Genomic DNA, 26,765 nt, shown 5'->3' on the forward strand with positions numbered 1-26,765 from the left:
CCAGACATGGAACCACCGGAAGAAATCGCAATTATCGGCTCCGGCATCAACTCATTGGTCGCCGCGGCTGAACTCGCTCTGGCCGGGAAGCGGGTATGCATCATCGAACGCAGGGACCGTCTGGGCGGATTCATCCATTCCTCCGAAAGGACCCTGCCGGGCTTCATTCATGACACGTTCTCGTCCTGGCATCCACTCTTTGTTTCCGGAGCCGCCTACAAAGTGCTCGGTCAGGAACTCCATGCACGTGGTCTGGAGTACTGCAATTCGGAAAGCGCCGTCACAGCCAGCGTGGCTGCGGATCCCGGTACAGGTGAACATCGGGTAGTCATTGCCTACCGGGATCCGCAGCTCACTGCTTCAACGATGAAAACACCTGGTGACAATGAGGCCTATCAGGCCATGCTGGCGGACTTGGGTCGGAATGCTGACACTGTTTTCGGTGCATTCGGCGCGGAACTCCGCTCGCTCAAGGACGTCGCAAAAATTGCCTTTAGTGCCCTCCGAAGAGGGAAGATCAAAGACAATGAGGCGTTCCTGCGCGACTCTGTCATGAGCGGTCGCAACTACCTCCGAAGCCGTTTTCGAGGCTGGGAAACCGACCAGCTCTGGTCCCCATGGCTGCTCCACGCGGGCCTTGGCCCGGACCAGGCCACCGGTGGTGTGATGCTGCCGGTTATGGCCATGAGCATGCACACCTTCGGACTTCCTGTTGTGAAGGGCGGCTCTTCGAACATTGTCAGTGCGTTCGAGTCCCTGCTGAAGGACAGCGGTGTGCGCATCATGCTGGATACCGACGTGGAGAAGATCCTCGTCAACGCCGGAAGAGTCGTGGGACTTCAGACATCCCAAGAGACAGTGAACGCCGGGACTGTCTTGGCCAACGTATCCCCGCAGGCTTTGTACGGAAGTCTGCTCGATGAAGCACCGCCTCAGGCGGTAGCCGCCGCTGAGCGGTACCAGAACGGCCGCGGGGCCATGCAGATTCATCTTGCCCTGGACAAACCAGTCGAATGGCTGGATTCGAGGCTGAACTCCGTCCCATTGGTTCATCTGAGCAGCGGTTCAGACAGCACAGGCGTTGCCTGCGCTCAGGCAGAGGCGGGCCTCCTGCCGACTGATCCAACAGTGGTCGTCGGTCAGCAATCGGTACTGGACCCTTCCAGGGCGCCGGAGGGCAAAGCGACGCTCTGGCTTCAACTGCAGGAGGTTCCCTTTTCCCCTGTCGGGGATGCCGCAGGCCTGCTGCCTGTCGAGGCAGGCTGGTCCGAGGATCTGAAATTGCACTTCATGGAACGCATCCTGGAGAAGCTGGAACGATTCGCGCCCGGCACCCGGACGTCTGTGCTGGCCTGGGACATCCTGGCTCCCACCGACCTGCTCCGCGAGAATGTGAATGCGGTCAAAGGCGATCCCTACGGCGGTTCGGCTGAACTCTTTCAGAACCTCCTCTGGCGTCCATTCCCCCAGGCCGCCAACCATAAGACGGCCATCAAAGGGCTATGGCATATCGGCGCCTCCACCCACCCGGGTCCTGGACTCTCAGGAGGATCCGGTCACATGATTGCGCAAAAGCTTATCTGACCCACTATCCCTACGCTGCCGGCTGCGTACTGTGATACTAAGAATGAACAGTGCGCTGTTGCACTTTTTTGAGATGCCACCGTGATGCTCTTGAGGTACTCATGCAACTAGTCCATAGGGTCCTTCCCTCCGGCGGTGAGCGGACGTCCCGGCTCCTGCCGCCTAGGTCCTGTCGTGCCAACGGTTGAATTTTTGGGAACGGCGGTCCCGCCGACGGATTTCCTTGCCGCCTACTACGATGAGGTGCCGAGCGAAGACCGGGAACCTTACGAAACCGGGCGGCTGGAATCCCGGGCTGTTGCCCACTTCCGCTCGGGCCTGACCCGAACCCCTGGTGCTGAAGCCTGGGTCGGGCTGATTCCGGACAAGGACAGTACGGTTCTCGGTGTGGTCACCGATGATGCGCCGTTCATGGTGGATTCCGTGCTCGCTGAGGTAACGCGACGGGGCCTGGGCATACATCTGGTTGTCCATCCGACCTTTACCGTGGTCCGGGATCCTAGTGGCCGGCTCACCGCAATCAATCCAGCCACCCCGCAAGCGGAATCGCGGGTTGAGTCCTGGATCTCCGTGGAGATTGACGATTCGCTGCGTTCCGAGAATGCTGAAGCTCTGCTGGACGGAATCCGTCGGGTGATCTCCGATATTCGCCTGGTCGTGTCGGACTGGCAGAAGATGCGACGCAAGGCCGTCGACGTCGCCGAAGCCTTGCCTGATGTCCCTGCGGAACGGGCAGGACACGGCATTGAAATAGCGCGCAGTCTCCTTCGGTGGCTCACCAGCGACCACTTCGTCTTCATCGGATACAGGGAATACGCGCTGATTCGTGGACCGTCGGAAGACCATCTCAGGGCGGTGGAGGGAACCGGCCTGGGGATCCTCAGCCACGGCGATTCCAGACCGCGCCGGCTGACAGAGACTGCGAGGAAGTCACTCCGCCGACCCCCGGCCTTCGTCGTGACCAAGGCGAATTCGAAGTCCACTGTCCACCGGGACGCCCATCTGGACTACATCGGGATAAAGACGTACGACGCCGCAGGCGAAGTCACCGGTGAACACCGGTTTCTGGGCCTCTTTACCTCCAGTGTCTACAACGGTCCCGTTGATGACATGCCGGTTGTCGCCGACAAGATCCGGGCCGTGTTTGCGCAGAGCGGCTTGGTTCGGACCAGCTACTCCGGAAGGCACCTCATATCCATCCTGGAGACCTATCCACGCGATGAACTGTTCCAGATCGGCGTCGGCGACTTGTGCCAAAAGACTCTGCAAATCATGCGTATGCAAGAGCGCAGGCGCTCCCGCGTATTCTTGCGGGCCGACAGCTATGGGCGGTTCGTGACGGCTCTGGTCTATTTGCCTCGGGACCGTTACAACACCTCCGTGCGCATCCGGGTGGAACAGGACCTGCGCCAGGTATTCGCCGCCGTCGACGTCGAGCACGAGGCGCGCGTAACGTCGTCGGCCCTGGCCCGAATCTTTTTTACCGTATGGCTTCCCCCCGGTGAAATCCCGTCTGTTGCTGAAGCAGACCTTGAACGACGTGTCAGCCGGGCTGTACGGTCCTGGCCGGAAGGAGTCCTCGACGGTCTCCGGGAAATCCACCCGGGGCCGGAAGCGGAAACGCTATCCAAACGCTGGGGTGAAGCTTTTCCTGCAGAGTATCGGGTCCAATACAGCGTTGAGGACGCACGGGCGGACATCACACGACTGGAACAGCTCGACGGCGACGGTCCCGAATCGGCCGCGCGGCTGTACGTCGACCCCCGGCAGCCGGGGCGCCCGGAGGGGCACGGACGGATGCGCCTGTACCTCCGCGAACCGGAAAGCCTGACCCACATCCTTCCTTTCTTCGAGCACCTCGGACTGGAAGTGCTTGAGGAGCGCCCCTACGAAATTGTTGATTCGGGGTCCCGGACATTCTTCCTGTACGATCTCTCGGTTCGCTATCCACTGGAGTCTTCCGGGCCCCAGGCTCTGGCTCTGGTCCCGGATGCCTTCAGCGCCGCTCTCACCGGTCTGGCCGAGTCGGACCTGCTCGACCACCTGGTTCTTCGCCAAGGCTTCCCATGGCGGATAGTGTCACTGCTCCGCAGCTATGCCAAGTATTGGCGTCAGCTCGGGACGTCCCATTCCTTCGATTTCATGGCTTCCACGCTGCTAGCGCATCCTTTGGTGACAAGGGAACTCGTTACGCTGTTCTCTGCCAAATTCGACCCGGATCTGTATGGCGCCGACCGCGAATGGAGAGTGCGAAAGGCCGACGCCGCGGTGACGGAGGCCGTTTCGGCCGTGCCCACACTGGACGCCGGTTTTGTTCTGGAGACGTTTGCCTCCCTGATCCGGGCCACTGTGCGGACAAACTTCTATCAGGACAAGGAGTACATCAGCACGAAGTTCGACCCGTCCGGGATCGAAGTGCTCCCCAAGCCCCGTCCCACGCACGAAGTGTGGGTGTATTCCCCGCGGATCGAAGGGGTTCACCTTCGCTTCGGCAAGACCGCCCGCGGCGGACTCCGCTGGTCCGACCGAAAGGAAGATTTCCGGACCGAAGTCTTGGGGCTGGTCAAGGCGCAGGCCGTCAAGAACGCCGTCATCGTCCCCGGCGGGGCCAAGGGCGGCTTCTACTCCAAGGCGTCCGCAGGGCTGGCTGGCCGGGAACTGCTTCTGGCAGAGGGCCAGGAGTGCTACCGAACCTTCATCCGGGGACTCCTCGACGTCACCGACAACATCCGTTTTGAGGAACGCGGCCAGTTCACCATTCCGCCGCCGCGCGTGGTGCGATATGACGGCGACGACCCGTACCTTGTCGTAGCCGCTGACAAGGGCACCGCCGCCTTCTCCGACATCGCGAACGGCGTGGCCGGAAGCTACGACTACTGGCTCGGCGATGCCTTCGCCTCCGGCGGCTCGGTGGGGTATGACCACAAACGGATGGGAATCACCGCCCGGGGTGCCTGGGAATCCGTAAGAAGTCACTTCAGCGAAACCGGCATCGACCCGCAGGCTTCGGATTTCACAGCGGCCGGCATTGGAGACATGAGCGGCGACGTCTTCGGAAACGCCATGCTGTTGTCACGCCACATCCGATTAGTCGCAGCCTTCGACCATCGCCACATCTTTCTGGACCCGGAACCAGACGCCGCGGCCTCATTCGGCGAACGCCAGCGGCTCTTTAGTCTGCCGCGGTCCAGCTGGGATGACTATGACCGTTCGCTGATCAGTCCCGGAGGGGGTGTCTGGCCGCGGGATGCCCGCCGCATTCCCCTCAGCCCCCCGGCGGCAGAAGCGCTCGGTATCGATCCGTCGGTGGAGTCCATCAGTCCGCCTGACTTATTGCGGGCCATTTTGATGGCCCCCGTTGATTTGCTCTACAACGGCGGGATCGGAACATACATCAAGGCCGCCGGAGAGAGCCATGCGAACGCCGGCGACCGGGCCAACGATGCCTTCCGCATCAACGGCAACGAGGTAAGGGCCCGGGTGGTCGTCGAGGGCGGAAACCTTGGCCTCACCCAGGCAGGCAGGGTCGAAGCAGCCCTCAACGGGGTGCTGATTAACACAGACGCCATCGACAACTCAGCCGGCGTGGACTGCTCCGACCATGAAGTAAACATCAAGATCCTGCTGGCTCAACAGATCAGGGCCGGACGGCTCCCCGCTGCGGAGAGGGCACAGTTCCTGGACGGGCTCACTGCTGAAGTCGCTGACCTGGTCCTCAGGGACAATGCTGCCCAAAACGCGCTGCTCTTGACCGAACGCAGGTGCCCTCCGGCGTCATTCCCGAACTATGAGCGCCTGATGCAGTTCCTCGAAGGCAAGGGGGAACTGGACCGACGGCTGGAGGGCCTCCCGGACTCACAAACACTGGGGGAACGGATGGCTCGGGGCAAAGGTTTAACCTCGCCCGAACTGGCCGTGTTGGCGGCATACTCTAAGAACATCCTGGCGGGAGCCATCCGCTCCGACACCCTCATTAGGGATCCTTACTTCGAATCGGTGCTGCGCGGCTATTTCCCCGACCCTGTCGTGGCGAGGTTTGGTGCGCAACTCAATCTTCATCCGCTGCGGGACGACATCATCGCCACGGTTGTCGCCAACGAAACTGTCAATATCGGCGGCATCACAGCCGTTTTCAGGCTCATGGAAGAAACTTCCTGCGACCAGGCCGCGGCGGCCCGGGCCTTCGTTATTGCCAACGAGGTGTTCGGGCTTCGTGAGCTGACCAGCGGCCTCGTCGGTCTGGGCGCGGACCTGTCAGCCGAAAAGAGGAGTCGGATCCACCTGGATATCCAGCGCGTCCTGGACATGGCCATGCGCTGGTTCATCCAATACGACCATCAGCTCCCGATAGCGGACTGCGTGCAGCTCTACCGGCCGGTCGTGGAGACCCTGCGGCACCGGCTGGCGGAGCTTCTCGTCGGCAGTGACAAGCTGGCTGTCCTGTCCCTGCAGGATGAAACGCGTGAATGGGGAATTCCCGAGAGTATTTCCGTTGCCTGGGCCGAACTCCACGAGACCTCGACGCTGCTCGACATTGCCCGAGTGCAGCAGGTAACGGCCAAACCCTTGGACGTCGTCGCCCCAACATACTTTGCAGTGCACAATCGATTCCGGATAGAGGAGGTGCTGAACCGGATCGACAGCCTGCCCAGCACTACTAAATGGCAAGCCATGGCCCGGGCGTCCTTGCGGGAGGACCTGTCAACCGTTGTCCCGGAACTCACGGTCGCCGTCCTTGCGAGGGGCTCACGCTCGCCCGTGGCCGACCAGGTTTCCGATTGGGAGGAACGCCACCGCGACAGACTCCTGGCCTCTGAACGCCTGCTGGAGTCTGCTCCGGCGAGTAGCTTCGAAGCCCTGACGACGTATGTGGGGACGCTAAGAAAGGCAGCTGGGTCGTAGCGGCGTTCACTTCCGCATGATGGCGGGGAGCCTGGAGGGGACCGCGCCCCGGCCACGGCCGGATCCGGTCCCCTTCAGTCATGGCTGAATCAGTGGCCTTGGAATGCTTCCGCCAGCCACCATGATCCCCCGTCGGAGGCGATCTTCGCATCGATGACCAACGGACGGCTCTCAGACCCGGCGTGGAACCTGGCCACCCACGCCTTTACCGGCTCCAAATCGTCAAGGGTGCGCACGGTGATGCCATCCGCGCCGAATCCCCTGGCAATGGCAGCAATGTCCGTCTCCGGAAATTTCACACTGCCAAGATCCAGAGAGTCGTCAAGCTCAGCAAAATGGTGCACTTCGGCCCCGTATGCGGCGTCGTTGTAAACGATGCACACCAGGGGCAGTTTGAGGCGGACCGCTGTTTCCAATTCACTGATCCCCATCAGGAAACCGCCGTCGCCGGCGCCCAGGACGGGGACACGTTCAGGTTGGGCAATCGCAGCGCCGATGGCGGTGTACAGACCCAGCCCAATGGCTTGGAACGCCTGCGTGAAGCAGAAGCCGAACTCGTCCGGCACGGCCAGGTACTGACTCGGGTAGCCCATGAAGTTTCCTGAGTCCACGGAAACAATACGGTTCGTGGGCAGGAGCGAATCAAGTTCCCGGCTGAGGACCCGCGGATCGATCAGTGTCGACGTGGACAGGTCCGCCGTGTCGACGTCCCTCCACCGCGACCCCTGTTTGATCGTCACCGCGTTGGTCTCCGTGCGATACTTTTCCGCTGGAGCCGGCTGGGCGGCTTTCAACAAGGCCAGCGCGTCCATAGCGGTGAGTGCAGAGTCCCCCAGGACGCCCAGTGAAATTGGCCGGTTGGCTCCCAGCGAAGCGTCCTCGACATCAACCTGGACCACCTTCGTGCCCGGGGAAATCAGGCGGCCATGCCGCATGGTCCACATGTTCAGGGTGCAGCCCCACCCAACAATCAGGTCTGCCCCGCTGATGAGCTCAGCCGTCACTGGTGAGGAGAAGCCCCCGGAAATGCCCAGGTTAAAGGTTTCGCCATTGAATAGCCCGTTGGCCACCGCGGAGGTTGCCACCAGGGCGCCGGCATGCTCGGCCAAGGCGAGAAGGGCTTCCTTGGCCCCACGCCCTCCCCGTCCGGCCACAAACACGGGGCGTTCGGCCTGCTGGATCAGTTGAACGAGGTGCTCCACTGCTGAGGGATCAGGCCGCAACCGTGCTGGTTCCTGCAGCCGGACAGAATCGAGGGTGTCCGGCGCGAAACCGCTCTGCACGTCAAGAGGGAGACTGAGGACGACGGTGCGACGTTCGTTGACTGCGGTGCGGAACGCCCGAACGGTATCGGCCACGGCCGAGTCGACGGAGTGAATCCGTTCCGCCACTGCCCCGATGCTTCGGGCAAGAGAGTCCTGATCAATCTTGAAATTCGATCGGACCGCAGCGCTTTGTGTATCCGCGGTCAAAACAATCATCGGTGTCCGGCTCTTCGCCGCTTCCCCGATGCCCGTAATGGCATTGCTTAAGCCGCATCCCTGATGCGTGCTGACCACCCCGACTTTGCCGGACATTCGAGAATAAGCATCGGCCATGGTGGCGGCACCACCCTCATGTCGGGCAGCTGTATACGGCACGCCCGCCTGCACGAGGATGTTAGTGACATCAAAGTTGCCGCTTCCAACAACGCCAAAGACGTGGCCCACGCCCAATTTGGCCAGAGTTTGGGCAACCAGCGTTGACACCTTTACGTGGTCGCTCATGATCCCTCCACAAGGGCGTAGACGCGGGTGGGGCTGCCGGTGCCTCCGACAATTGGCAAGGGGGCGACCACCAGGGTAGCTCCCACCGTGGGAAGCCTGTCCACCTGTCGAAGTGATGTCAGGCCGTACTTGTCCGCCCCAAGGAGAAATGAGTGGACGGGGAACATCGGGTCGAAAGTTGCCGCCTGGCCCGCATCGATGCCCACCGTTTCGACGCCGAACCCACTGATGCTGGTATTGGCTGCAATCCATTGGGCGCCCGCTACGGACACCCCCGGAGTGTGCGGCCCGGCGTCATCGGCATTGACGAAGTCGGCGGCATTCCCGCCCCTGGAAGACCAGCCGGTCCGGAAAATCACCCAGCAATTGTCGGGCAGCTGGCCGTGCGCTTCCTGCCACTGCTCAAAGTGCTCAGGCTCCAGGAGAAAGTCCGGGTCCTCAGCCACATCGGCGCTCTTGTCGATGACGACCAGAGGTCCGATGAGGCGGTGGGGCTCTATCTGGTCAACGGATTTGCCGTTTCTGCCCGAAATCCAGTGCACGGGCGCATCCAGGTGGGTGCCGGCATGCTCCCCAACAGTCACATCGTTCCAGGCCCACGCCGGACCGGCGTCATCAAAGTTACTCACGGGCGAAAGGCTGAGGCCGACGGTGTTGGCGAGAGGCTGCGGAAGATTCAGTATCGGCGTATCGCTGCTGAGCGGAGTCGTCAGGTCTATGACTTCTACGGAACCATCTGTGAGGGCTGCTGTGAGCCCGGCCAGTACAGACATTGTTCTCCTATGCGGTTTGTATTGAGTTCAAATGGACCCCTACCGGCCGTCCGGCGCCAGTCGCTGCCGCGGATCGCGAAATGGGGAATCCCCATGGCGTATGGAGAAACGAAGCGCCTTACGGGCGTCCCGCACCACGGTGAGTAGCCTTCGGTGTCCGGGGACATGACTTGGGTGACAGCGCAAGTTACCTTGGCGGCGGAGCCGGCTTGGTCGTGCGTCCGTGCGTCCACCATGGCAGTCCTTCTCGGGAGTGATCTTGATTCTATCCACTTTCTACCGAAATCTGTAGCGTTTTCTTTGCGATAAAAAAATTATCTCTAGAGAGTGGACTTCATGAGGGTCCCGGGGTGGGTCAAACCGCTTTCCGGCCGCGTCAAAGTACCAGAAGCAGTGGAACAAACGACAGCATTTGACGCATCGGCTCGAGCGAATGGGCCCTGGTTGAATGCGCTCCCAGCGCAGTGAGTGGTCCTCGTCGGCGGACTGTCTAGTCTTCGACGACCGACCGTGCGTAGCGCCGGGCGATCGGGCCAAGCAGTGAGTGCAGCTTGGCAAAGAGCGCCTCGGCGGCCAGGCCGCTCCAGTCGCCGGGAAGATACTCTTCAGGCAGGCCGGGATCCATATAGGGCAAGCGTCGCCATTGGGTCACCATCGGGACGTAGTCGGCGAAGGCCTGCTTGAGATATTCCGGCGACTCAGGTTCACTCGGGGGCAATTCGGACCAACGCTGCAGTACAGGTTCGTGGCGGTCGATGAAGTCCGCATACAGTGCGTCAAGAGAGGGCAGGTCCCACCATTGCCCGACCTTCGACCGGATATGGTCTTCGGTCAGGTGCGCTGCCTTAAACAGATCAACATATTCCATCAAGGCCGCGCGTTCAAGCTGTTGACTCACTTCGTCTGCCAGGTTGCCGGGGGCTATCCATAAACCCGGCGAAACCTGGCCGCAACCGATGCGCGTCAAAATGGAGCGAAGCTTGTGGCGAAGATGCCGCTGGGACTCAGGGACGGAGAATGATGTCAGGATCCAGTCATCACCCTTACGCGCGCGATGCGGGGAGAAAATGCGCTCGTCGCCCGCCCGGAAAACATCCTCCAGTCCTGGCGCCAGCCTGTAGGCGGCCGACCCGTCCTTTCGGAGGCTAACGAGAACTCCGCGCTTCTTCAGACGCGAGACCGAAGACCGCACCCCCGCCGACTCAACTCCCAGATCGCTTAGGAGTTGTATCAGGTCTGACACTGCAAACGCCCCGTCATGTGCCCGGGCATAAAGTCCGTAGACGGTCACGATGAGATGCTGGTGGCGTGGCATGGGCGAAATGTCAGGGACAGCATTGACTCCGGGCATTCAACACCTCCGATATGGATCGCTTTACAGTCCAAGGCTACAGGCCTGAGGACCGTGCATCCTGGCACACCGCCCGCAGGCAGGATGCTAGATGAACATCAATCCGGCCCACGGGGTGCAGACCGGAACAGTTCCCCCGAAAACCTCCTCGAATTCTTCTTGGCTAATGACACTCTTCGATGCTTCATGGTTCTTTTCGTTGCGTTCGTCAAAGTCGGAAACAGACATCGGAACTCCTTGGAAAGGGCATGTAGAACGCGGCGTCAGTGCCGCCGTCAGGCATGCGTCATGTAATGGAGTATATGCCGTTCTAGTGACGGACGTAAAGAGAACGACATGAAAATTTGTTCGTGCGCCGTTCGCTGGCTCCCCAATCACAACCATCGCGGATCCGTGAACGGTCGTCATCGTGGGGATATACAATAGGGCCTTGTGACGTGGGATCATCACGCGCTGAAGGGAGACCCATGACTGACCGGACGAAGCCAAGCCGACACGCCAGCGTCGATCGCAATGTCGAATGGGTAGACACCGACGCCTCCGGCCACCAGCACAATTCCTCTGTCATGCGCTGGGTTGAATCCGCGGAAGCGGAGCTCTTCCGGGCCCTCAACCTTCCTGATTATTTCCCGAGCGCACCGCGTGTACACCAGGCAATCAGCTACAGGGCTAAACTCTGGTTCGGCCAGCGCATCACGGCAACTGTAGGAATCCAAAAAATTGGCCGCACGTCCATGACCTACGCCTTTGAAGTGTTCGGCCATCCCCATCTCGAATCCCAAGGGGGAATCGCGGCGTTCGGCACGGTGACCGTGGCCCACGTCCCTTCAGGGTCCTTGACGGCCCAGCCCTGGCCGGCACACATGGTGGAAGCCGTAAAATCCCTTCAGCTCACGACGCGGAACTGAACCACATAGGAGCGGGTAGGCGCTTCGCGTCATGAGAACGGCCCCGGCATGCATGCACGCCGGGGCCGTTCAGAAATCCGACACAGTGTCGGTTTGCGGAGCCGGAAGAGCCACCGCCCGCAGAATCAGCGGTTTCCGATCACCGCAATCCCCTGGATCTCGATGAGCGCTTCCTTCTGCCACAGCCGCGTAACGCCAATGCCGGCCATGGCGGGATACTCCGAGCCCGCCATCTCGCGCCAGATCCGTCCGATTTCCCGGCCGTTCGCCATATAGTCGTCGACGTCGGTGAGATAGATCGTGACACTGACCAGGTCCTGCGGCTGTCCCCCGGCCTCCGTCAGCGTTGTCAGAACGTTCGAAAACGCCTGCCTGAACTGTTCAACAATGCCGCCGGGCACGATGTTCATGCCTTTGTCCAGTGCCGTCTGCCCTCCCAAATACACGGTATTCCCAGCAAGGATGCCATGGGCATACCCGGATGGTTTGGAAAGCGACTCGGGGTTGACTGTCCTGTTGGTCACGGTGGTTCCTCCTGCATATGGGGTTGTCGTCGGTTCGGAAAAAGAGCTCTGTTCAGATCCTCTGCATCATGCTACCTTGAGCATATGTGACGACCGTAAAAAAGTCGACATATCTCATCGAAGGGAACTGGACTGATGAAACTGGCCACACTACGGGCGGGCAAGGACACCACGGCGGCGGTACTTGTCTCGGACGACACTGCGTACCTGGCGCTGCCATACCCTGACGTGGGCACTATGGTCGCGGACCCGCAATGGCGCCGGACGGCCGATTCCGTCGTATCGGGACAGCGTAGTGCCAACGGCGTTTCGGCTTCCGCCGCCGAGCTGACAGCCCTGCTGCCGGCGGCGGGCAAGGTGATTTGCTGCGGCCTGAACTACAGCGAGCACATTCAGGAAATGGGCCGGGAACTCCCGGAATACCCCACCCTCTTCGCGAAGTACGCAGACACACTGACCGGGGCAAGGGACACGATCGACGTGGTCGGCAGTGAACGGGTTGACTGGGAGGCCGAACTGGCCGTCGTCGTCGGCTCCCCCCTATACCGTGCAGATGAGGAACAGGCCCTGCAGGCAATCGCCGGCTACACCGTGGCAAACGATGTTTCGATGCGTGACTGGCAGAACCGCACTCTGCAGTGGTTCCAGGGCAAAGCCTTCGACGCCACCACCCCCGTTGGGCCGGTCATGATTACCCCCGATGAAGTCGAAGGCGATTTCGAGGTCCGCGGTTACGTGAACGGTGAACTGGTGCAAGCCGGAAACACGGGCACGCTGGTGTTCGGCCCCGCGAAGCTCCTCTCCTACATCTCCCAGTTCACGGTTCTGCGGCCGGGCGACCTGATCCTCACCGGCACGCCCGGCGGAGTGGGAATGGGAATGAAACCCCCACGCTTCCTGCAGGACGGCGATCTTCTCACCACCGAGATTGCAGGCATCGGACGCCTGGAGAACAGGATTCGCCTCCACCACAACGACGGCCGCGCAACCTACAGCGCGCCGGTCACCTCAACCGCAACAAACTAGGAGTGAAAACCATGAGCAACAACACCACCGCGTACCTGACCGAGGGCGACAACTCCATGTATGCCGGAGCCGACGGCAAAGTCGTCCCGGTCGTCACCCGTGCAGGTGAGGAAGACAGCAACACCGCCCAGTCCGGTGACTGCATCCGCGTTTCGGGTGTGTCCATCCAGCACACACCGGCAACGAAAATTTGGTTCGGCCAGGTATCGAACACGCCCGGATACCGTTCACTGCCCCACCACCACGGCGAGGCGGAAACCGGAGGGTATGTACTGCGCGGCCACGGCCGCATCTACTACGGCGAAAACTTTTCGGAGTACCAGGACATGAAGGCCGGCGACTGGGTCTTCGTCCCGCCCTTTATGCCGCACGTCGAGGCCAACATGTCCGTCACCGAAGAACTCATCTGGCTCACCACCCGCACTCCGGAGAACATTGTGGTGAACCTCGAAGACGTCGCCGACGACACTCTCGCCGACTACCGCCGGGTCTAGCCGCCATGCCCTCGGTTTCGCCCACTGTCTCGGTGCCCACCTCGGAAACCTTCCTCCGGGCCATCCAGCTCACCCACGTCCCGGCGCAGGTCAATGACGAGGCCTACGAAGCCACCACACAGTACGTGCCATGGCCCAAGTCATATGGCGGGGACATGGTGGCCCAGTCTGCAGCTGCCATGATGCGCTCCGTCGAGGCAGACCGGACACTGCACTCCATGCACAGCTACTTCATGCGGCCAGTCGACGTCGGAGCAACCGTGCGCTACGAGGTGGAACGGCTGCGGGACGGGCGCGGCTACTCGACCCGCAGCGTCCGCGGTTACCAGAACGGCAAGACCGTCTTCACGGCAATGGGCTCCTTTCAGGTTCCCGAAGACGGTCCCGAATACCAGCCCGGCTCCCCTGCAGACCTCGAACCCGAGACGCTGCGAAGCGCCGCAGAGGTGCTCGCAGGCGTCGACGGGCCCGCAGCCGAGTATTGGTCCACGGGACGCAGTTTCGACATGCGCCATGTTCCCGGTCCGGTGTACCTGGACGTCGAGGGAGGCCCCCAAGCCCACCAGGCCGTCTGGGTGAAGGCCTTCGACCGGCTGCCCGACGCAGCCACTGACCGCCTCACCGCTGACCTGCACCGGGCGGCCCTGGCCTACGTGTGCGATTACACGATTCTGGAGACGCTGCTGCGGGTCCGCGGGCTGCACTGGTCCTCGCCCGGTCTCAGCACCGCCAGCCTTGACCATTCAATGTGGTTCCACCGTGACGGGCGCGCTGACGAATGGGTGCTCTATGTCCAGGAAGCCGTCTCCTCCCAACGCAACCGAGGCCTGGCCCTGGGCCGCTTCTTTGACCTGCAGGGGCGCCTGCTGGCCACCGTGGCCCAAGAGGGCATGATCCGATCTTCTTCCTGAGCCGGTTCCCGGACTCACATCACCATCACTTGAAAGGAGAGGCCATGACATCCACATCATCGGCCCACGTGGATACCTTTACCAGGGACCACCTACCACCGGCCAACCTTTGGCCTGCGCTCGAGTTCACCCTTCCTGAGCTCCAGTACCCGGAAAAGCTCAATGCTGCCACGGTGCTGATCAACGGCGCAGTCACGGAATACGGGCCAGGCCGTGCCGCGCTGCACACACCTGACGGCACAACCTGGACCTACGGCGAGCTCCAGCAGCGTGCGAACCAGGCGGCGCAGGTACTCACCGAGGACTTCGGTGTGGTCCCGGGCAACCGCGTCCTGCTGCGTGGGCCCAACAACCCCTGGCTCGTCGCTGCCTGGCTCGGAGTCCTGAAGGCCGGCGCGGTGGTTGTCACCACCATGCCGATGCTCCGCGCCGCCGAGGTCAGCACGTTGATCGGGCTCACCAAACCGGTGGTGGCAGTCTCGGATCACCGGTTCGTCGACGAACTGGCCGCGGCAGCAGGTACCAGCGTTACTGTTCTGTCCTATGGAGGAGATGGCGTCGGCGATCTTGTCGCCCGCTGTGCTGCCAAGGACGGCCTATTCACCGACGTTGAAACTTCCGCGGACGACGTCGCACTCCTGGGACCCACATCAGGGACCACCGGTGCACCGAAAGTCACCATGCACTTCCACCGTGACATCCTCGCCACCGCAGACACCTTCGCCCGCCACATCCTCCAGCCCACCTCCGAGGATGTGTTTGCGGGATCACCGCCCGTCGCCTTCACCTTCGGGCTCGGCGGTTTGGTGATCTTCCCGTTGCGGTTCGGCGCCTCGTCACTTCTGACGGAGCGTGCCGCCCCGGTGGAACTGGCGGAAAACGCGGCCGCCGCCGGTGCCACCATCCTCTTCACCGCGCCCACAGCCTATCGGGCCATCCTCAAAGCCGGCCGCGGCGAACTACTCAGCCGCCTGCGGATCGCTGTCTCGGCCGGTGAGCACCTGCCCAAGGAAACCTGGGAAGCCGTCCGCAGCGCCACCGGGGTCCGCCTGGTGAACGGAATCGGCGCGACCGAACTGCTCCACGTGTTCATCTCAGCTGCCGGCGACGACATCCGCCCAGGCACAACAGGCAAGGCTGTACCCGGTTACCGGGCAGTGATCCTTGATGAGGCAGGCGTAGAGGCCGGACCCAACCAGCCCGGCAGGCTCGCGGTCATCGGGCCCACCGGCTGCCGATACATGGACGACGACCGACAGACGAAATACGTCATTAACGGCTGGAACGTTACCGGAGACACTTTCGTGCAGGACGAGGACGGGTACTTCACCTACCAATCACGCTCGGACAACATGATCGTCTCCTCCGGATACAACATCGGCGCCCCCGAAGTGGAAGCAGCCATCGACCAGCACCCTGACGTCGTCGAAAACGCTGTCGTGGCACGGGCCGACGAGGAGCGAGGCAGCGTGGTCTGCGCCTTCATCGTCCTGCGCGAGGGCGTGAACGCAGACGACGCCAAACGCAAAGAGATCCAGGACTTCGTCAAGGCCACCATCGCCCCATACAAGTACCCGCGGGACGTCCGGTTCGTCGATGAACTCCCACGCAACCCCAGCGGCAAACTGCAGCACTTCAAGCTGCGCGACCGCCTCGAACACGAAAACGACCAGCTGGCCGGCGCAGCCGCCACCCAGCCGTAGAAGGAGCAAACCATGAAGATCGCAATCGTCGGAGGCGGCCCCGGGGGCCTGTACTTCGCAGCACTGATGAAGCAGCTGGACCCCTCCCATGACATCACGCTCTGGGAACGCAACGCCGCCACAGACACCTTCGGTTTCGGCGTCGTATTCTCCGACGAAACCCTCGGGGGGATCGGCAACGCCGACCCGGTGGTTGCCGAATACATGAGCCGGCGGTTTGCCCGGTGGTCCGACATCGACATCCACTTCCGCGACGAAACCATCACCGTCGGAGGCCAGGGATTCGCTGCCATGAGCCGCAAGGAACTGCTCGAGCTGCTCCAGCGCCGCTGCGCCGAACTGGGAGTGGACGTACGTTTCAGCACCCCGGCACCACCCATCGCCGAACTCGAGGCCGGCCATGATCTGGTCCTCGCCTCCGACGGTGTCAACTCGCAAATCCGGGCAACCTATGCGCAGTCTTTCGGCCCGAGCCTTGACCCACGGCCCAACAAGTTCATGTGGCTTGGCACGGACCAGGTTTTCGAAGCGTTCAAGTTCTTCGTCAAAGACACCGAATACGGCACCATGCAGATCCACGGATACCCATACTCTGACGAAGGCTCCACCTTCATCGTCGAAATGTCCCCCGATGTGTGGGAGGCAGCAGGCTTCGATGAGACTGCCACCGACGCATTCGCGCCCGGTGTATCCGACGAGAAGGCAATCAGCAAAATCCGCGACATCTTCGCCGAAGAACTCGCCGGACACGAAGTGCTGGCCAACAACTCCAAGTGGCTGAACTTCACCACGGTCCGCAACCGCAGCTGGCGCCACGGGAATATCGTCCTGCTTGGCGACGCCGCCCACACCGCCCACTTCTCCATCGGATCCGGCACCAAGCTCGCCATGGAAGACTCCCTGGCACTGGCCGCGTGCCTCCACGAGCACCAAGATCTTGAAACCGCACTGGCCGCCTACGAGACCGAGCGCCGTCCCGTCGTCGAATCCACACAACGAGCCGCTCAGGCTTCGCTGGAATGGTTCGAACGGATCGGACAATACAAAGGACAGGAACCCACGCAATTCGCGTTCAACCTGCTCACCCGCTCGCGCCGGATCACCCAGGAAAACCTGCGCCTCCGCGACCCGGAATTCGCCGGAGCTGTAGACAAACACTTCGCCGATTCCCAAGGCTTGCCTGACGTTGCTCCCGCAATGTTCCAGCCCTACGGCATCGGCGGACTCAAGCTGAAGAACCGGATCATCGTCTCCCCCATGGACATGTACTCCGCCACCGACGGCGTGCCGGGGAACTTCCATTTGGTGCACCTAGGCTCCAAAGCCCTTGGCGGGGCAGGACTGGTGATGACGGAGATGGTTTGCGTGTCCCCTGAAGGACGCATCACGCCCGGCTGCTCCGGCCTCTATACAGACGAGCAGCAGCACAGCTGGAAGTCCATCGTCGACTTTGTCCACGAACGTTCGACGGCAAAAATCGGGTTGCAGATTGGACACTCCGGACGCAAGGGATCCACGCGCCTGATGTGGGAAGGTATCGATGAGCCCCTCGAAACCGGGAACTGGGAGCCGGTCGGCCCGTCTGCGTTGCCGTACGGGGCCGGCAACCAGGTTCCGCGCGAAATCGACACCACCGAAATGGACCGGGTCAAGGCCGACTTCGTAGATGCTGCCCGCCGCGGAGCCGAAGCTGGCTTCGACCTCCTCGAGGTGCACGCCGCCCACGGATACCTCTTGTCCTCCTTTCTTTCGCCAATCGCCAACCGGCGCACCGACGAATACGGCGGCAGCCTGGAGAACAGGCTGCGTTTCCCGCTTGAGGTCTTCGACGCACTCCGCGCTATCTGGCCTGTGGAGAAGCCGATTACAGTGCGAATCTCGGCGACCGACTGGATCGAGGGCGGCAACAACTCCGACGATTCAATCGGCATCGCGCAGGCATTCGTCGACCATGGCGCAGCCGGCATCGATGTCTCCACGGGTCAGATCTCCAAGGATGAGAAGCCGGCGTTTGGCCGCAGCTACCAGACCCCCTTCGCCGACCGCATTCGGCAGGAGGTCGCCGCACCGGCAGGAGTCGCCGTGATTGCAGTGGGCGCAATCTCCACCTACGACGATGTCAACTCCGTCCTCCTGGCCGGACGCGCGGACCTCGTGGCACTCGGACGCACGCACCTGTACGACCCGCAGTGGACACTACACGCGGCCGCTGAACAGGAATACCAAGGCCCTGGGTCTCAGTGGATTCCACAGTTCAGGGCCGGTCGCCGCAAGCCTCCGAGCGGCCGTACCGATGCCGTCCGCCCGCGGTTGTCCCTCCTCAAGGAACCTGATTCCATCGCCCAGGACGGGCACCTGCGCTGGACCCCCGGCGTCTCCGCTGAAGAGGCCATGCTGACCCAATAGAACCACGTGCTGCCACAAGCGACCGGCTGCATGTGAAGAGCTTCCAAGTGCGGAGGCGCAGGACCTGCCGGCGTTTTGCCGGCAGGTCCTCAGCGAAATTGGACCGACGCTGGCTATTGCTGGCAGCGGAATCCCGCCACGTTGGATGGAAGAGAGAACAGACGTGACACGTATTGGAATTGTGGCCGAGTTGGGCCGTGAGCTGAGGGTGGCGGCGACGCCTGTCACCGTCAAGCAGTTGTTGGAGTTGGGCTACGACGTTGTGGTCGAGAAGGGTGCGGGGGAGTCTGCTTCCTTCAGGGACGAAGACTACGCTGCGGCGGGTGCCTTGGTTGTGGGCGCTGATGAGGCGTGGGGGTCTGAGGTGGTGTTGCGGATCAATCCGCCCACTGCGGATGAGATCGGCCGGCTGGCTGCGGGTGCGACCCTGATCGGCTCGCTGAGCCCGGGGCTTCGGCCGGAACTGGTGGAGGCTTTGGCGGCGCGGCCGATCACGGCCCTTGCGCTGGATGCTGTGCCGCGGATTTCTCGGGCCCAGTCGATGGATGTGCTCAGTTCGATGGCGAACATTGCCGGTTACCGGGCTGTCATTGAGGCCGCGCACGAGTTCGGCCGGTTCTTCACCGGACAGGTGACCGCGGCGGGCAAGGTCCCGCCGGCGAAGGTCCTCGTCGCCGGCGCCGGGGTGGCCGGCCTGGCGGCGATCGGTGCTGCGTCCAGCCTGGGCGCAATTGTGCGGGCCACGGACCCGCGGCCGGAAGTCGCTGACCAGGTCAAATCGATTGGCGGGACCTACCTCAAGGTTGAGGTCGCCGAGGAGATGAAGTCCACGGACGGGTACGCGAAGGCCACCTCTGAGGCGTATAATGCCCGCGCTGCCGAGATCTATACCGAGCAGGCAGCGGATGTGGACATCATCATCACCACGGCGCTGATTCCCGGGCGCCCGGCACCGAAGCTGCTCACCGCCGAGGATGTCGCCGGGATGAAACCGGGCAGCGTGATTGTGGACATGGCTGCCGGTCAGGGTGGGAACGTGGAAGGCTCCGTTGCCGGGGAACGCGTGGTCACGGACAACGGCGTGGTGATCCTGGGCTACACCGATCTCCCGGCCAGGTTGCCGGCCCAGGCTTCACAGCTGTACGGGACGAACATGCTGAACCTGCTCAAGCTCCTCACCAAGGACAAGGACGGGGTCCTGCGGATCGATTTCGACGACGTCGTGCAGCGCTCGGTCACGGTGGTCCAGGACGGTGAGAAGACGTGGCCGCCGCCCCCGGTCCAGGTCTCCGCCGCACCGGTGGTGAACCCGGATGCCTCGGCGGCCGCCGAAAGCCCGGCACCGAAGAAGAAACAGGGTCTCAGTGCCGCCGGTAAGGCCGGGCTCTTTAGCGCGGGCATCGCCGCGCTGTTCCTGGTCAACGCTGTTGCCCCGGCACCGTTGCCGCAGCACTTCACGGTACTTTTGCTCTCGGTCGTGGTGGGCTTCTACGTGATCGGGAAGGTTCACCACGCCCTGCATACCCCGCTGATGTCCGTCACGAACGCCATCTCCGGCATCATCGTCGTCGGCGCCCTGCTGCAGGTCACCTCGGACAACCCGGTGATGCAGGTCCTCGCCGCCGTCGCGGTCCTGCTGGCCAGCATCAACATCTTCGGCGGCTTCGCCGTCACTCGCCGCATGCTCGCCATGTTCTCCCGTGGAGACGGGTCCCGTAAATGAGCGCCGTACCCGAAGCAGCAGCAACACTTACGAGGAGCCTTACCGTGTCCGACACCGTCTCCGGTCCGCTTACCGCCGACTCCATTGCGGGAGCTGCCTACATTGTCGCCGCCCTGCTGTTCATCCTCAGCCTCGCCGGGCTGAGCAAACATGAGAAGGCCCGAGCAGGGGTCATGTACGGCATCGCCGGGATGGTCATCGCCCTCGCCGCGACGATCTGGCTGACCGTCCAGGGCACCTGGGGTACCGGCCATGGCCTCACCGGCCTGGTCCTCCTGCTGGCCGCAGTTGTAGTTGGCGGGGCCATCGGCCTCTGGCGCGCCCGGGTGGTAGAGATGACCGGGATGCCAGAACTCATCGCGCTGCTGCACAGCTTCGTCGGCCTTGCCGCGGTCCTGGTGGGCTGGAACGGGCACCTTGAAGCCCGTGCCCTGTCCGTTGACCTGATGGCGGTCCACCACGCCGAGGTGTTCATCGGCGTGTTCATCGGCGCCGTGACCTTCACCGGCTCCATCGTGGCGTTCCTGAAACTCTCGGCCCGGATGAAGTCCTCACCCCTGATGCTGCCGGGGAAGAACGCGATCAACCTCGGCGCCCTCGCCGCGTTCATCGTCCTGACCGTCTGGTACGTCAACGACTCCCAGCTCTGGCTGCTCATCGTTGTTACCGTCCTCGCCCTCGGGCTGGGCTGGCACCTGGTGGCCTCCATCGGGGGCGGCGACATGCCCGTGGTCGTGTCCATGCTCAACAGCTACTCCGGCTGGGCCGCAGCCGCCGCGGGCTTCCTGCTAAACAACGACCTGCTCATCATCACCGGCGCCCTGGTGGGCTCCTCCGGCGCCTACCTGTCCTACATCATGTGCAAGGCCATGAACCGATCCTTCATTTCCGTCATCGCCGGCGGCTTCGGAATCACCGCCCCCACCACCGGCGGAGCCGCAAACCACGGCGAACACCGCGAAATCACCGCCCAGGCCACCGCGGACATGCTGACCAACGCCTCGTCCGTCGTCATCACCCCCGGCTACGGCATGGCCGTCGCCCAGGCCCAATACCCCGTCGCCGAACTCGCCCATCAGCTGCGCGAACGCGGCGTCAACGTCAGGTTCGGCATCCACCCCGTCGCCGGCCGCCTGCCCGGCCACATGAACGTCCTCCTCGCCGAAGCCAAAGTCCCCTACGACATCGTCCTGGAAATGGACGAAATCAACGACGACCTGAACGGCACCTCCGTGGTCCTCGTCATCGGCGCCAACGACACCGTCAACCCCTCCGCCGCCGAAGACCCCGGAAGCCCCATCGCCGGCATGCCCGTCCTCCGCGTCTGGGAAGCCGAAAACGTCATCGTGTTCAAACGCTCCATGGCCTCCGGCTACGCCGGCGTCCAAAACCCCCTCTTCTACCGCGACAACTCCCAAATGCTCTTCGGCGACGCCAAACAACGAGTCGAAGACATCCTCCGCGCGTTCTAAGCGAAGGCCTTCTGATGTTTGTTGTCGGTCAGTTTGACCGAGCATCAGGTGGCAAACCCGACCGCCGCACAGAAGCTCGTACCCGGAACAAGCGCATCCCATTAGTGAAGCAATGAGACAGGAACTGAAATCGCCGACTCATAACGCTGAAAATCCGGAACCGTTCGACCATGGACAGCGCGCTAAGGAATGCAGCGCAAGAGCTTGCGCAAAAAAGCCAGGGCGCCAAAAACGGCATCATATGCAGCGGTGCCGGACCAATTTCCGGCCTCCCCCAATTAAGCAAATTAACGCGCCGCTACAGCAGCGTCACCACGAAGGGCTATTGCGATGACCAGAATGTTGATTATCGGACCACCGGGTTCGGGCAAGGGCACGCAGGCGGAACGCATTTCTGAACGCCTCGGCGTCGTTGCGATCTCTACCGGCGACATCTTCCGTGCCAACGTGAAGGGCGAAACGCCGCTCGGCGTCGAAGCCAAGAAGTACATGGACGCGGGCGACTTCGTCCCGGACAGCGTGACCAACAAGATGGTCCGTGACCGCCTCAGCGAAGACGACGTCGAGGACGGCTTCCTCCTGGACGGTTACCCCCGCACCACCGCCCAGGTTGACTACCTGGACCAGATCCCGGCCGGCGGCGACCAGAAGCTGGACGTCGTCCTGCAGCTCACCGCGGACGACGAGGAACTCGTCGCCCGGCTCCTGGGCCGTGCCAAGGAAACCGGACGCAGTGACGACAACGAGGCCGTCATCCGCCACCGCCTGGACCTCTACCACGAGCAGACCGAGGCTGTTGTGGCAAAGTACGCCGTGCGCGGCATCCTGGCACAGGTGGACGGCATCGGCGGTATCGACGAGGTCACCGATCGCCTCATCCGCGCAATCAAAGAGTCCCAGGAGCATGAACAAGGCAGACAGTTCGTCGCGGATCCGCCAGATAACGGAAACGCCCCGGCCGGTGAGCCCACAGGAAGCCCGAAGGACTGGCTTATCCAGCACCAGGTAGAGGCAGCATGTCCCTAAGTCGCGCCGCACGACACACGCACCGCGAGGACAACCGCAGAAGGTATTGACAAAGAATTGGCAACACCCATGACCGACCATCACCCCAACCAACGCTGGCATAACGCGGTACCAGCACATCCGCTTCGCCAGCCGAATACCGCTTTATTACGGTGCCATGGTGCGATCCGGCTAACAGAGCAGGAGCGGAAAATGAAGACGTCCTTCCCCAACCAAGAGTGGCCGTCCAGTTAGGGCACACCCCAACCTGACGTCAGCGTCCCACCCGAGTGCTGTCAGAATGGGTCCATTTCTTTCTTTCCTGGCAAGGTCACGAGTGGGTCCTAGAACTCAACCTGACACGTGGGGGCGAACGACCTTCTCCCCGTGGAGCGCACCGCCACCCTTGGACCACTTCCGCACTAACCCTGGCACCGGGGCGCCGGCAGCTAACCGCCTGGCTCACTCAGAGTCCTCGCGGTCGGTTCCCAACAGGCTAGCCACGATGTCTGCTGCGATGGCCGCGTACATCCGAGCGATGTAGTCTTCCAGGTCTCAGCTAGGGCAGCCCTCACGGCGATGGTTCCCTGACCGGATCCGGACGGCCAAGCCATTCCGATCGAGCATGTTCTAGAGCCGAATGGGCTTGCGTTGGGGTACGTCTCCCGCGGATGCCTCCGACCCGACCGGCGGAAACCACTTCCGCTAGGATCGGTGGCACCGTATCCCCACGCCTCTCTACGATGCGCGCTTGGGGGATTCTCGCTGTTCAAGGACCTCACAGGAGCCTTGCTCCGACCGTGATGTCAGCCGCTGAGCAACTGCAGGTTCGTGGAACAGCAGTATGCGCCGACGGTGGGCTCCTCTCCCCCAAGGTTCGACTCTCAAGGGCCGCGGCCCGATGCCGGTCAGCAGAAGTTCGCGGCCCGGGTGAAGTCCCATCGGCGCATCGAATACCGCAAATTGAAATTGCAAATTTTCTCGCCGCTGAATGTTAAAACAGGGGGTGGGTCAGTCCAAATCCCTGTTCCCCTGTTCGTGCAAAGTTCTCGGCATGTAATTGGCCCCTGGCAGGCGATCAAGTCGACCCTGCCGAGCTTGACCGGGAGACGATAGCGTCCTTGCGAGAGACCATCTGAGAGAAGCTTGATCGACGAACGTTCAAGAACGTGGTGGGTCGGCATGGGCCACTGCCGCATCGTGCTCGCTCAACCAACCAGAGCTTCCCCGACGAGGACACCCCCAGCGGGGCGGGCACATGTCGCCCCTCCGAGATGTTGTGCTGGACAGTCCATCCTTCTGGGCCGGGCGCTTTTCCGTGTGCGTCCTCAACCGCTGCGGGTTATCGAAACTTCCTTTCGTTTACCTGGCGAGCCTTCTTCAATCATGAGGCGAGGATCCGGGAAGCGATCACCGTCCAAGCTCTTCTGCCCCCAAAGCCCTTCGGGCCAGGTCCGCCAATCGAGGACGATCACGTCCAGAGGAATGCTGCGGTCGCCGAACTCTCGGATGGTGTCCAGGACCTCCGTCTGGTCGACGTAGCGTTCCTTCGATTGAACGTAGCCCAGCAACGCTTTCGGGAGCATCGGAGGTCGGCCGGTCAAGGAGTGTACGCCGTCAAATGAGTTCGTCGAAGGTATCGCCGAAGATGAGGTAGAACTCGAGCCGGCCCACGCAGGAGCAGGAGATGGTGAAGGCGCCGGACCCGTCCGAGAACTCCATAGCGCTGGCGCCATCGACGAAGACCGAGTACCCCCTGCTCGAGAGGAGGATTGGTATGGAGATCTTCAGGTTGTGCTGGTAGAGGTATTGATGCTGTCCTCGGAGGTCGAAATGCCCCTCCTCGTGCTGTCCAAGTCCGAATAGGTGCTCATCTGGATCGGTGCGAAACTCAAGTACGCCGGTGTACGCAGTGCGGTCGAACTCTCTGTCCACCGCGTCCAGCGTGCTCCTCATCCCGTCTGCCCCCGAGGTCACTTCTACGTTCACGTCTTCGGGTCGGAGTGGCTTGTACACCGCTCTCGGCGCAAGCGCTGGATTGATGTTCCGGAGTGTTGTCACCAACATCCCGTTGCGGGTGAAAACGATGCTGTCGTTGTCCGCAGCGAGCTCGGCTGCAAGATCATGTGTTTCAAGAATGCTGCGACCCTCAGTGCTGCGGACACGGGACTGGGCGCCCGGCGACTCTCCGACGACTGCGCCGCTCAGTGGCGTCCTTGTGGAGAACGGGCCCGAAAGCGAGACCTTGATGATCGTCTCACTCCACGGGACTACGCGGAGCTGCTGAGGACCAGTGTCGACGTCAATGAAATCAAGCTGCATAGTTTTTCCTGGATCGGTCGAATTTGGAATCGCGAGCGAGCTCTCGCGGCTATCGGAACACTCCGCCGAGAGCGACGCCCTTGGTGATGGTGCGATTGAACACGAGGTAGACGATGATCAGCGGGATGGTCGCGAGGGTCAGCCCGGCGAAGATCGCTCCGGTGTTACTCGCAAACTGCCCCTTGAAGTCGAGCAATCCAACGGGGATGGTGCGACTGCCGGGAGCCTGGAGGAGCACAATCGCCAGTTGTGTTTCACCCCAGACGAAGAAGGCGTTGATCATGCCCACCGAGACAATCGGGCCCTTCGACAGGGGAAGGACGATCTTTACGAAGGTCTGGATTCGTCCCAGCCCGTCGATTGCTGCAGCTTCCGCGAGCTCCGAGGGGAATCCCAGGTAGAAGCTGTGCAGGATCAGCACGCACGTGGGGAGGCACAGCGCGATGTACAGTACTCCCAGTGCCCATGGTGAGCCCAGCAGATCGAGGGCGTTGAACGCGGTGTAGTACGGGATCAACAGCATGATCAGAGGCAATGTCGTCGCCACCAGGAACAGTCTGACGACCATCATCCGCACCCGGGGCGTTGCGAGCGTCGCGAAGTAGGCGGTGAACGCTCCGATGAGCAAGCAACCTGTGATCGCCACGGTTGTGACTATCGCCGAGTTCAGCAGATAGACCGCGAAACCTTGGCCGCCTGGGGCTCCCTTCCACGCGTCAACGAAGTTCTGCGGATGCCATTTGACGTTGAAGAGTCCCAGCGGATCAGTGTAGATGTCCGTGTTCGATTTGAACGCCAGCAGAATGATGAGCGCGAACGGGATGATTGCGAGCACACTCCAGAGGATTGCACCAGTGTGGCCGACGACGGTGCTGGCGCGAACGCGGGTTTTGCGGGTCATTCGTCTACCCCTTTCCGGGATCCGAGGGCTTGTCCGGCCAGGCCGACAACGAGAAGAAGGAGACCACCGACGACGCTGACAGCGGCGGCAAGGCCGAAGTTGGCGAAGAGGAACGCATCTTTGTAGACCTGCACCGGCAGGATGGTGGTCGCGTTTCCGGGCCCACCTAGGGTCATTCCCCACACCAGGGTGAATCCGTTGAAAGCCCAGATCACCTCGAGAAGCACAATCATGGAAAGCACCGGACGCACGAGCGGCAGCGTGATCGAAAAGAACTGTCGAATCCGGGACGCACCGTCGATCGACGCTGCTTCGTACACGGAGACGGGCACCTCCTCCATCCCACCGAGAATGACGAGGAACGCGAACCCCACACCCGCCCAGACGGCCACGGCAATGATGACGTACATGGCAGTGGAAGGATCGGCGAGCCAGGCATGTGTACGGCCGAGACCGATGGCGCCCAAGAAGGCATTTACGGCACCCGACCGGGGCTGCACAGACAGCGCCCAGAAGACTGCAACGGCCGACGGCGGCGCAATCGCGGGCAAGAACCAGACGACGCGGTAGAAGGCCTTCCCTCGAATGCCCCCGGACACTAGCGCGGCAAGAACGGTCGCAATAGCGGAGAGGATGAGCGCGGCTCCGACGCCGAGGGCGACAGATCGGAACAGAGCCTCACGCACAGCGGGGCTTGTGAAGGCAGTGACGTAGTTGTCAATACCGATGTACCGGGCTTCGCCGATACCGGGCCACTGAGTGAAAGAAGTCCGGACCAGATCGATGATCGGGAGGCCAAAGAACACCGCGAGGATGATCAGGCCGGGTGCGAGCATCCACCATACTTCACGGGGTGTCCCCCGCCGTGTCGCTGATCGTGGAGTTTGTCGTGAGCGTCCGGATTCGTTGGGAAGGACTGCTGTCACTGTTTCGAGTGAACTCACCATACGCCTTTCTTGAAAAACATGAACGTGTGCCGCCCGCCACTGCGGGC

The 26,765-nt window shown here is 62.1% G+C and carries 19 protein-coding genes and 1 pseudogene; 11 read left to right on the forward strand and 9 right to left on the reverse strand.

Annotated features, from left to right (window positions below; translation table 11 throughout):
• Positions 1 to 6: 6 nt before the first annotated feature.
• Both QFZ40_RS11230 and QFZ40_RS11235 read left to right on the forward strand, forming a co-directional pair.
• Entirely contained in the window at positions 7 to 1,584 is a 1,578-nt protein-coding gene (locus QFZ40_RS11230) for a phytoene desaturase family protein (RefSeq protein WP_306904447.1), read from the forward strand.
• 174 nt (positions 1,585 to 1,758) lie between these two features.
• Complete coding sequence (locus QFZ40_RS11235; RefSeq protein ID WP_306904448.1) at positions 1,759 to 6,486, forward strand: NAD-glutamate dehydrogenase; 4,728 nt, start codon at positions 1,759 to 1,761, stop codon at positions 6,484 to 6,486.
• A gap of 89 nt (positions 6,487 to 6,575) precedes the next feature.
• On the opposite strand, the gene QFZ40_RS11240 is transcribed toward QFZ40_RS11235, so the two are convergent.
• The 4 genes from QFZ40_RS11240 to QFZ40_RS11255 all read right to left on the reverse strand — a co-directional run bounded on the left by QFZ40_RS11240 (position 6,576) and on the right by QFZ40_RS11255 (position 10,604).
• Complete coding sequence (locus QFZ40_RS11240; protein WP_306904449.1) at positions 6,576 to 8,252, reverse strand: thiamine pyrophosphate-binding protein; 1,677 nt, start codon at positions 8,250 to 8,252, stop codon at positions 6,576 to 6,578.
• A complete protein-coding gene (locus tag QFZ40_RS11245) occupies positions 8,249 to 9,025 on the reverse strand; it encodes a cyclase family protein (RefSeq protein ID WP_306904451.1) in 777 nt (258 codons plus the stop codon). Before QFZ40_RS11245 ends, QFZ40_RS11240 begins: the two co-directional genes overlap by 4 nt.
• Before the next feature lie 490 nt (positions 9,026 to 9,515).
• Positions 9,516 to 10,316, reverse strand: a complete 801-nt coding sequence (locus tag QFZ40_RS11250; RefSeq protein ID WP_306904452.1) for a PaaX family transcriptional regulator — start codon at positions 10,314 to 10,316, stop codon at positions 9,516 to 9,518.
• Positions 10,317 to 10,463: 147 nt separating this feature from the next.
• Positions 10,464 to 10,604, reverse strand: coding sequence for a hypothetical protein (locus tag QFZ40_RS11255; protein WP_306904454.1), 141 nt, complete (start codon positions 10,602 to 10,604; stop codon positions 10,464 to 10,466).
• A 239-nt stretch (positions 10,605 to 10,843) separates the two neighbouring features.
• Here QFZ40_RS11255 and QFZ40_RS11260 point away from each other — a divergent pair, with 239 nt between their 5' ends.
• The gene (locus QFZ40_RS11260) at positions 10,844 to 11,284 is read left to right on the forward strand and encodes an acyl-CoA thioesterase (protein ID WP_306904455.1); all 441 of its coding nucleotides are present in this window, start codon (positions 10,844 to 10,846) and stop codon (positions 11,282 to 11,284) included.
• Positions 11,285 to 11,409: 125 nt separating this feature from the next.
• Here the strand turns inward: QFZ40_RS11260 and QFZ40_RS11265 are convergent, their stop codons facing one another.
• Positions 11,410 to 11,808: a RidA family protein gene (locus tag QFZ40_RS11265; RefSeq protein ID WP_306904456.1), complete on the reverse strand. Its 399-nt coding sequence runs from the start codon at positions 11,806 to 11,808 to the stop codon at positions 11,410 to 11,412.
• A 135-nt stretch (positions 11,809 to 11,943) separates the two neighbouring features.
• Here QFZ40_RS11265 and QFZ40_RS11270 point away from each other — a divergent pair, with 135 nt between their 5' ends.
• The 8 genes and pseudogenes from QFZ40_RS11270 to QFZ40_RS11305 all read left to right on the forward strand — a co-directional run.
• On the forward strand, positions 11,944 to 12,834 hold the full coding sequence (locus tag QFZ40_RS11270) for a fumarylacetoacetate hydrolase family protein (protein ID WP_306904458.1): 891 nt from the start codon (positions 11,944 to 11,946) through the stop codon (positions 12,832 to 12,834).
• Between the two features lie 11 nt (positions 12,835 to 12,845).
• Positions 12,846 to 13,328, forward strand: a complete 483-nt coding sequence (locus QFZ40_RS11275) for a cupin domain-containing protein (protein ID WP_306904459.1) — start codon at positions 12,846 to 12,848, stop codon at positions 13,326 to 13,328.
• A 5-nt stretch (positions 13,329 to 13,333) separates the two neighbouring features.
• Positions 13,334 to 14,239 carry an acyl-CoA thioesterase gene (locus QFZ40_RS11280; RefSeq protein WP_306904460.1) on the forward strand — a complete coding sequence of 302 codons (906 nt, stop codon included), beginning with the start codon at positions 13,334 to 13,336 and terminating at the stop codon, positions 14,237 to 14,239.
• 44 nt (positions 14,240 to 14,283) lie between these two features.
• A complete protein-coding gene (locus tag QFZ40_RS11285) occupies positions 14,284 to 15,942 on the forward strand; it encodes an AMP-binding protein (protein ID WP_306904461.1) in 1,659 nt (552 codons plus the stop codon).
• Between the two features lie 12 nt (positions 15,943 to 15,954).
• Positions 15,955 to 18,348 (forward strand): bifunctional salicylyl-CoA 5-hydroxylase/oxidoreductase, encoded by a 2,394-nt coding sequence (locus QFZ40_RS11290; protein ID WP_306904462.1) that lies wholly within the window; start codon positions 15,955 to 15,957, stop codon positions 18,346 to 18,348.
• A 163-nt stretch (positions 18,349 to 18,511) separates the two neighbouring features.
• Positions 18,512 to 20,071, forward strand: a complete 1,560-nt coding sequence (locus QFZ40_RS11295; RefSeq protein WP_306904463.1) for a Re/Si-specific NAD(P)(+) transhydrogenase subunit alpha — start codon at positions 18,512 to 18,514, stop codon at positions 20,069 to 20,071.
• Positions 20,068 to 21,543, forward strand: a complete 1,476-nt coding sequence (pntB, locus tag QFZ40_RS11300; RefSeq protein WP_306904465.1) for a Re/Si-specific NAD(P)(+) transhydrogenase subunit beta — start codon at positions 20,068 to 20,070, stop codon at positions 21,541 to 21,543. The genes QFZ40_RS11295 and pntB overlap by 4 nt, the downstream gene beginning before the upstream one ends.
• A gap of 339 nt (positions 21,544 to 21,882) precedes the next feature.
• A pseudogene (locus QFZ40_RS11305) lies at positions 21,883 to 22,443 on the forward strand (adenylate kinase); the annotation flags it as partial.
• Positions 22,444 to 23,876: 1,433 nt separating this feature from the next.
• Here QFZ40_RS11305 and QFZ40_RS11310 read toward each other — a convergent pair.
• Genes QFZ40_RS11310 through QFZ40_RS11325 form a run of 4 tightly spaced genes read right to left on the reverse strand, consistent with a single transcriptional unit; the run spans position 23,877 to position 26,607 of the window.
• Positions 23,877 to 24,152: a TIM-barrel domain-containing protein gene (locus QFZ40_RS11310; protein ID WP_373427425.1), complete on the reverse strand. Its 276-nt coding sequence runs from the start codon at positions 24,150 to 24,152 to the stop codon at positions 23,877 to 23,879.
• A gap of 13 nt (positions 24,153 to 24,165) precedes the next feature.
• Complete coding sequence (locus QFZ40_RS11315) at positions 24,166 to 24,870, reverse strand: hypothetical protein (RefSeq protein WP_306904467.1); 705 nt, start codon at positions 24,868 to 24,870, stop codon at positions 24,166 to 24,168.
• A gap of 49 nt (positions 24,871 to 24,919) precedes the next feature.
• Complete coding sequence (locus QFZ40_RS11320; protein WP_306904469.1) at positions 24,920 to 25,771, reverse strand: carbohydrate ABC transporter permease; 852 nt, start codon at positions 25,769 to 25,771, stop codon at positions 24,920 to 24,922.
• Entirely contained in the window at positions 25,768 to 26,607 is an 840-nt protein-coding gene (locus QFZ40_RS11325; protein WP_306904470.1) for a carbohydrate ABC transporter permease, read from the reverse strand. Before QFZ40_RS11325 ends, QFZ40_RS11320 begins: the two co-directional genes overlap by 4 nt.
• Between the last annotated feature and the right edge of the window lie 158 nt (positions 26,608 to 26,765).

This window comes from Arthrobacter pascens, assembly GCF_030816475.1.
GTDB classification, from domain to species: Bacteria; Actinomycetota; Actinomycetes; order Actinomycetales; family Micrococcaceae; genus Arthrobacter; species Arthrobacter pascens_B.

Coding starts and splice junctions, on each gene's coding strand:
- QFZ40_RS11280 (WP_306904460.1), top strand. CDS start 13,334: ATGCCCTCGGTTTCGCCCACTGTCTCGGTGCCCACCTCGGAAACCTTC.
- QFZ40_RS11270 (WP_306904458.1), top strand. CDS start 11,944: ATGAAACTGGCCACACTACGGGCGGGCAAGGACACCACGGCGGCGGTA.
- QFZ40_RS11285 (WP_306904461.1), top strand. CDS start 14,284: ATGACATCCACATCATCGGCCCACGTGGATACCTTTACCAGGGACCAC.
- QFZ40_RS11315 (WP_306904467.1), bottom strand. CDS start 24,870: ATGCAGCTTGATTTCATTGACGTCGACACTGGTCCTCAGCAGCTCCGC.
- QFZ40_RS11230 (WP_306904447.1), top strand. CDS start 7: ATGGAACCACCGGAAGAAATCGCAATTATCGGCTCCGGCATCAACTCA.
- pntB (WP_306904465.1), top strand. CDS start 20,068: ATGAGCGCCGTACCCGAAGCAGCAGCAACACTTACGAGGAGCCTTACC.
- QFZ40_RS11325 (WP_306904470.1), bottom strand. CDS start 26,607: ATGCTCGCACCCGGCCTGATCATCCTCGCGGTGTTCTTTGGCCTCCCG.
- QFZ40_RS11320 (WP_306904469.1), bottom strand. CDS start 25,771: ATGACCCGCAAAACCCGCGTTCGCGCCAGCACCGTCGTCGGCCACACT.
- QFZ40_RS11275 (WP_306904459.1), top strand. CDS start 12,846: ATGAGCAACAACACCACCGCGTACCTGACCGAGGGCGACAACTCCATG.
- QFZ40_RS11255 (WP_306904454.1), bottom strand. CDS start 10,604: ATGTCTGTTTCCGACTTTGACGAACGCAACGAAAAGAACCATGAAGCA.
- QFZ40_RS11260 (WP_306904455.1), top strand. CDS start 10,844: ATGACTGACCGGACGAAGCCAAGCCGACACGCCAGCGTCGATCGCAAT.
- QFZ40_RS11245 (WP_306904451.1), bottom strand. CDS start 9,025: ATGTCTGTACTGGCCGGGCTCACAGCAGCCCTCACAGATGGTTCCGTA.
- QFZ40_RS11240 (WP_306904449.1), bottom strand. CDS start 8,252: ATGAGCGACCACGTAAAGGTGTCAACGCTGGTTGCCCAAACTCTGGCC.
- QFZ40_RS11290 (WP_306904462.1), top strand. CDS start 15,955: ATGAAGATCGCAATCGTCGGAGGCGGCCCCGGGGGCCTGTACTTCGCA.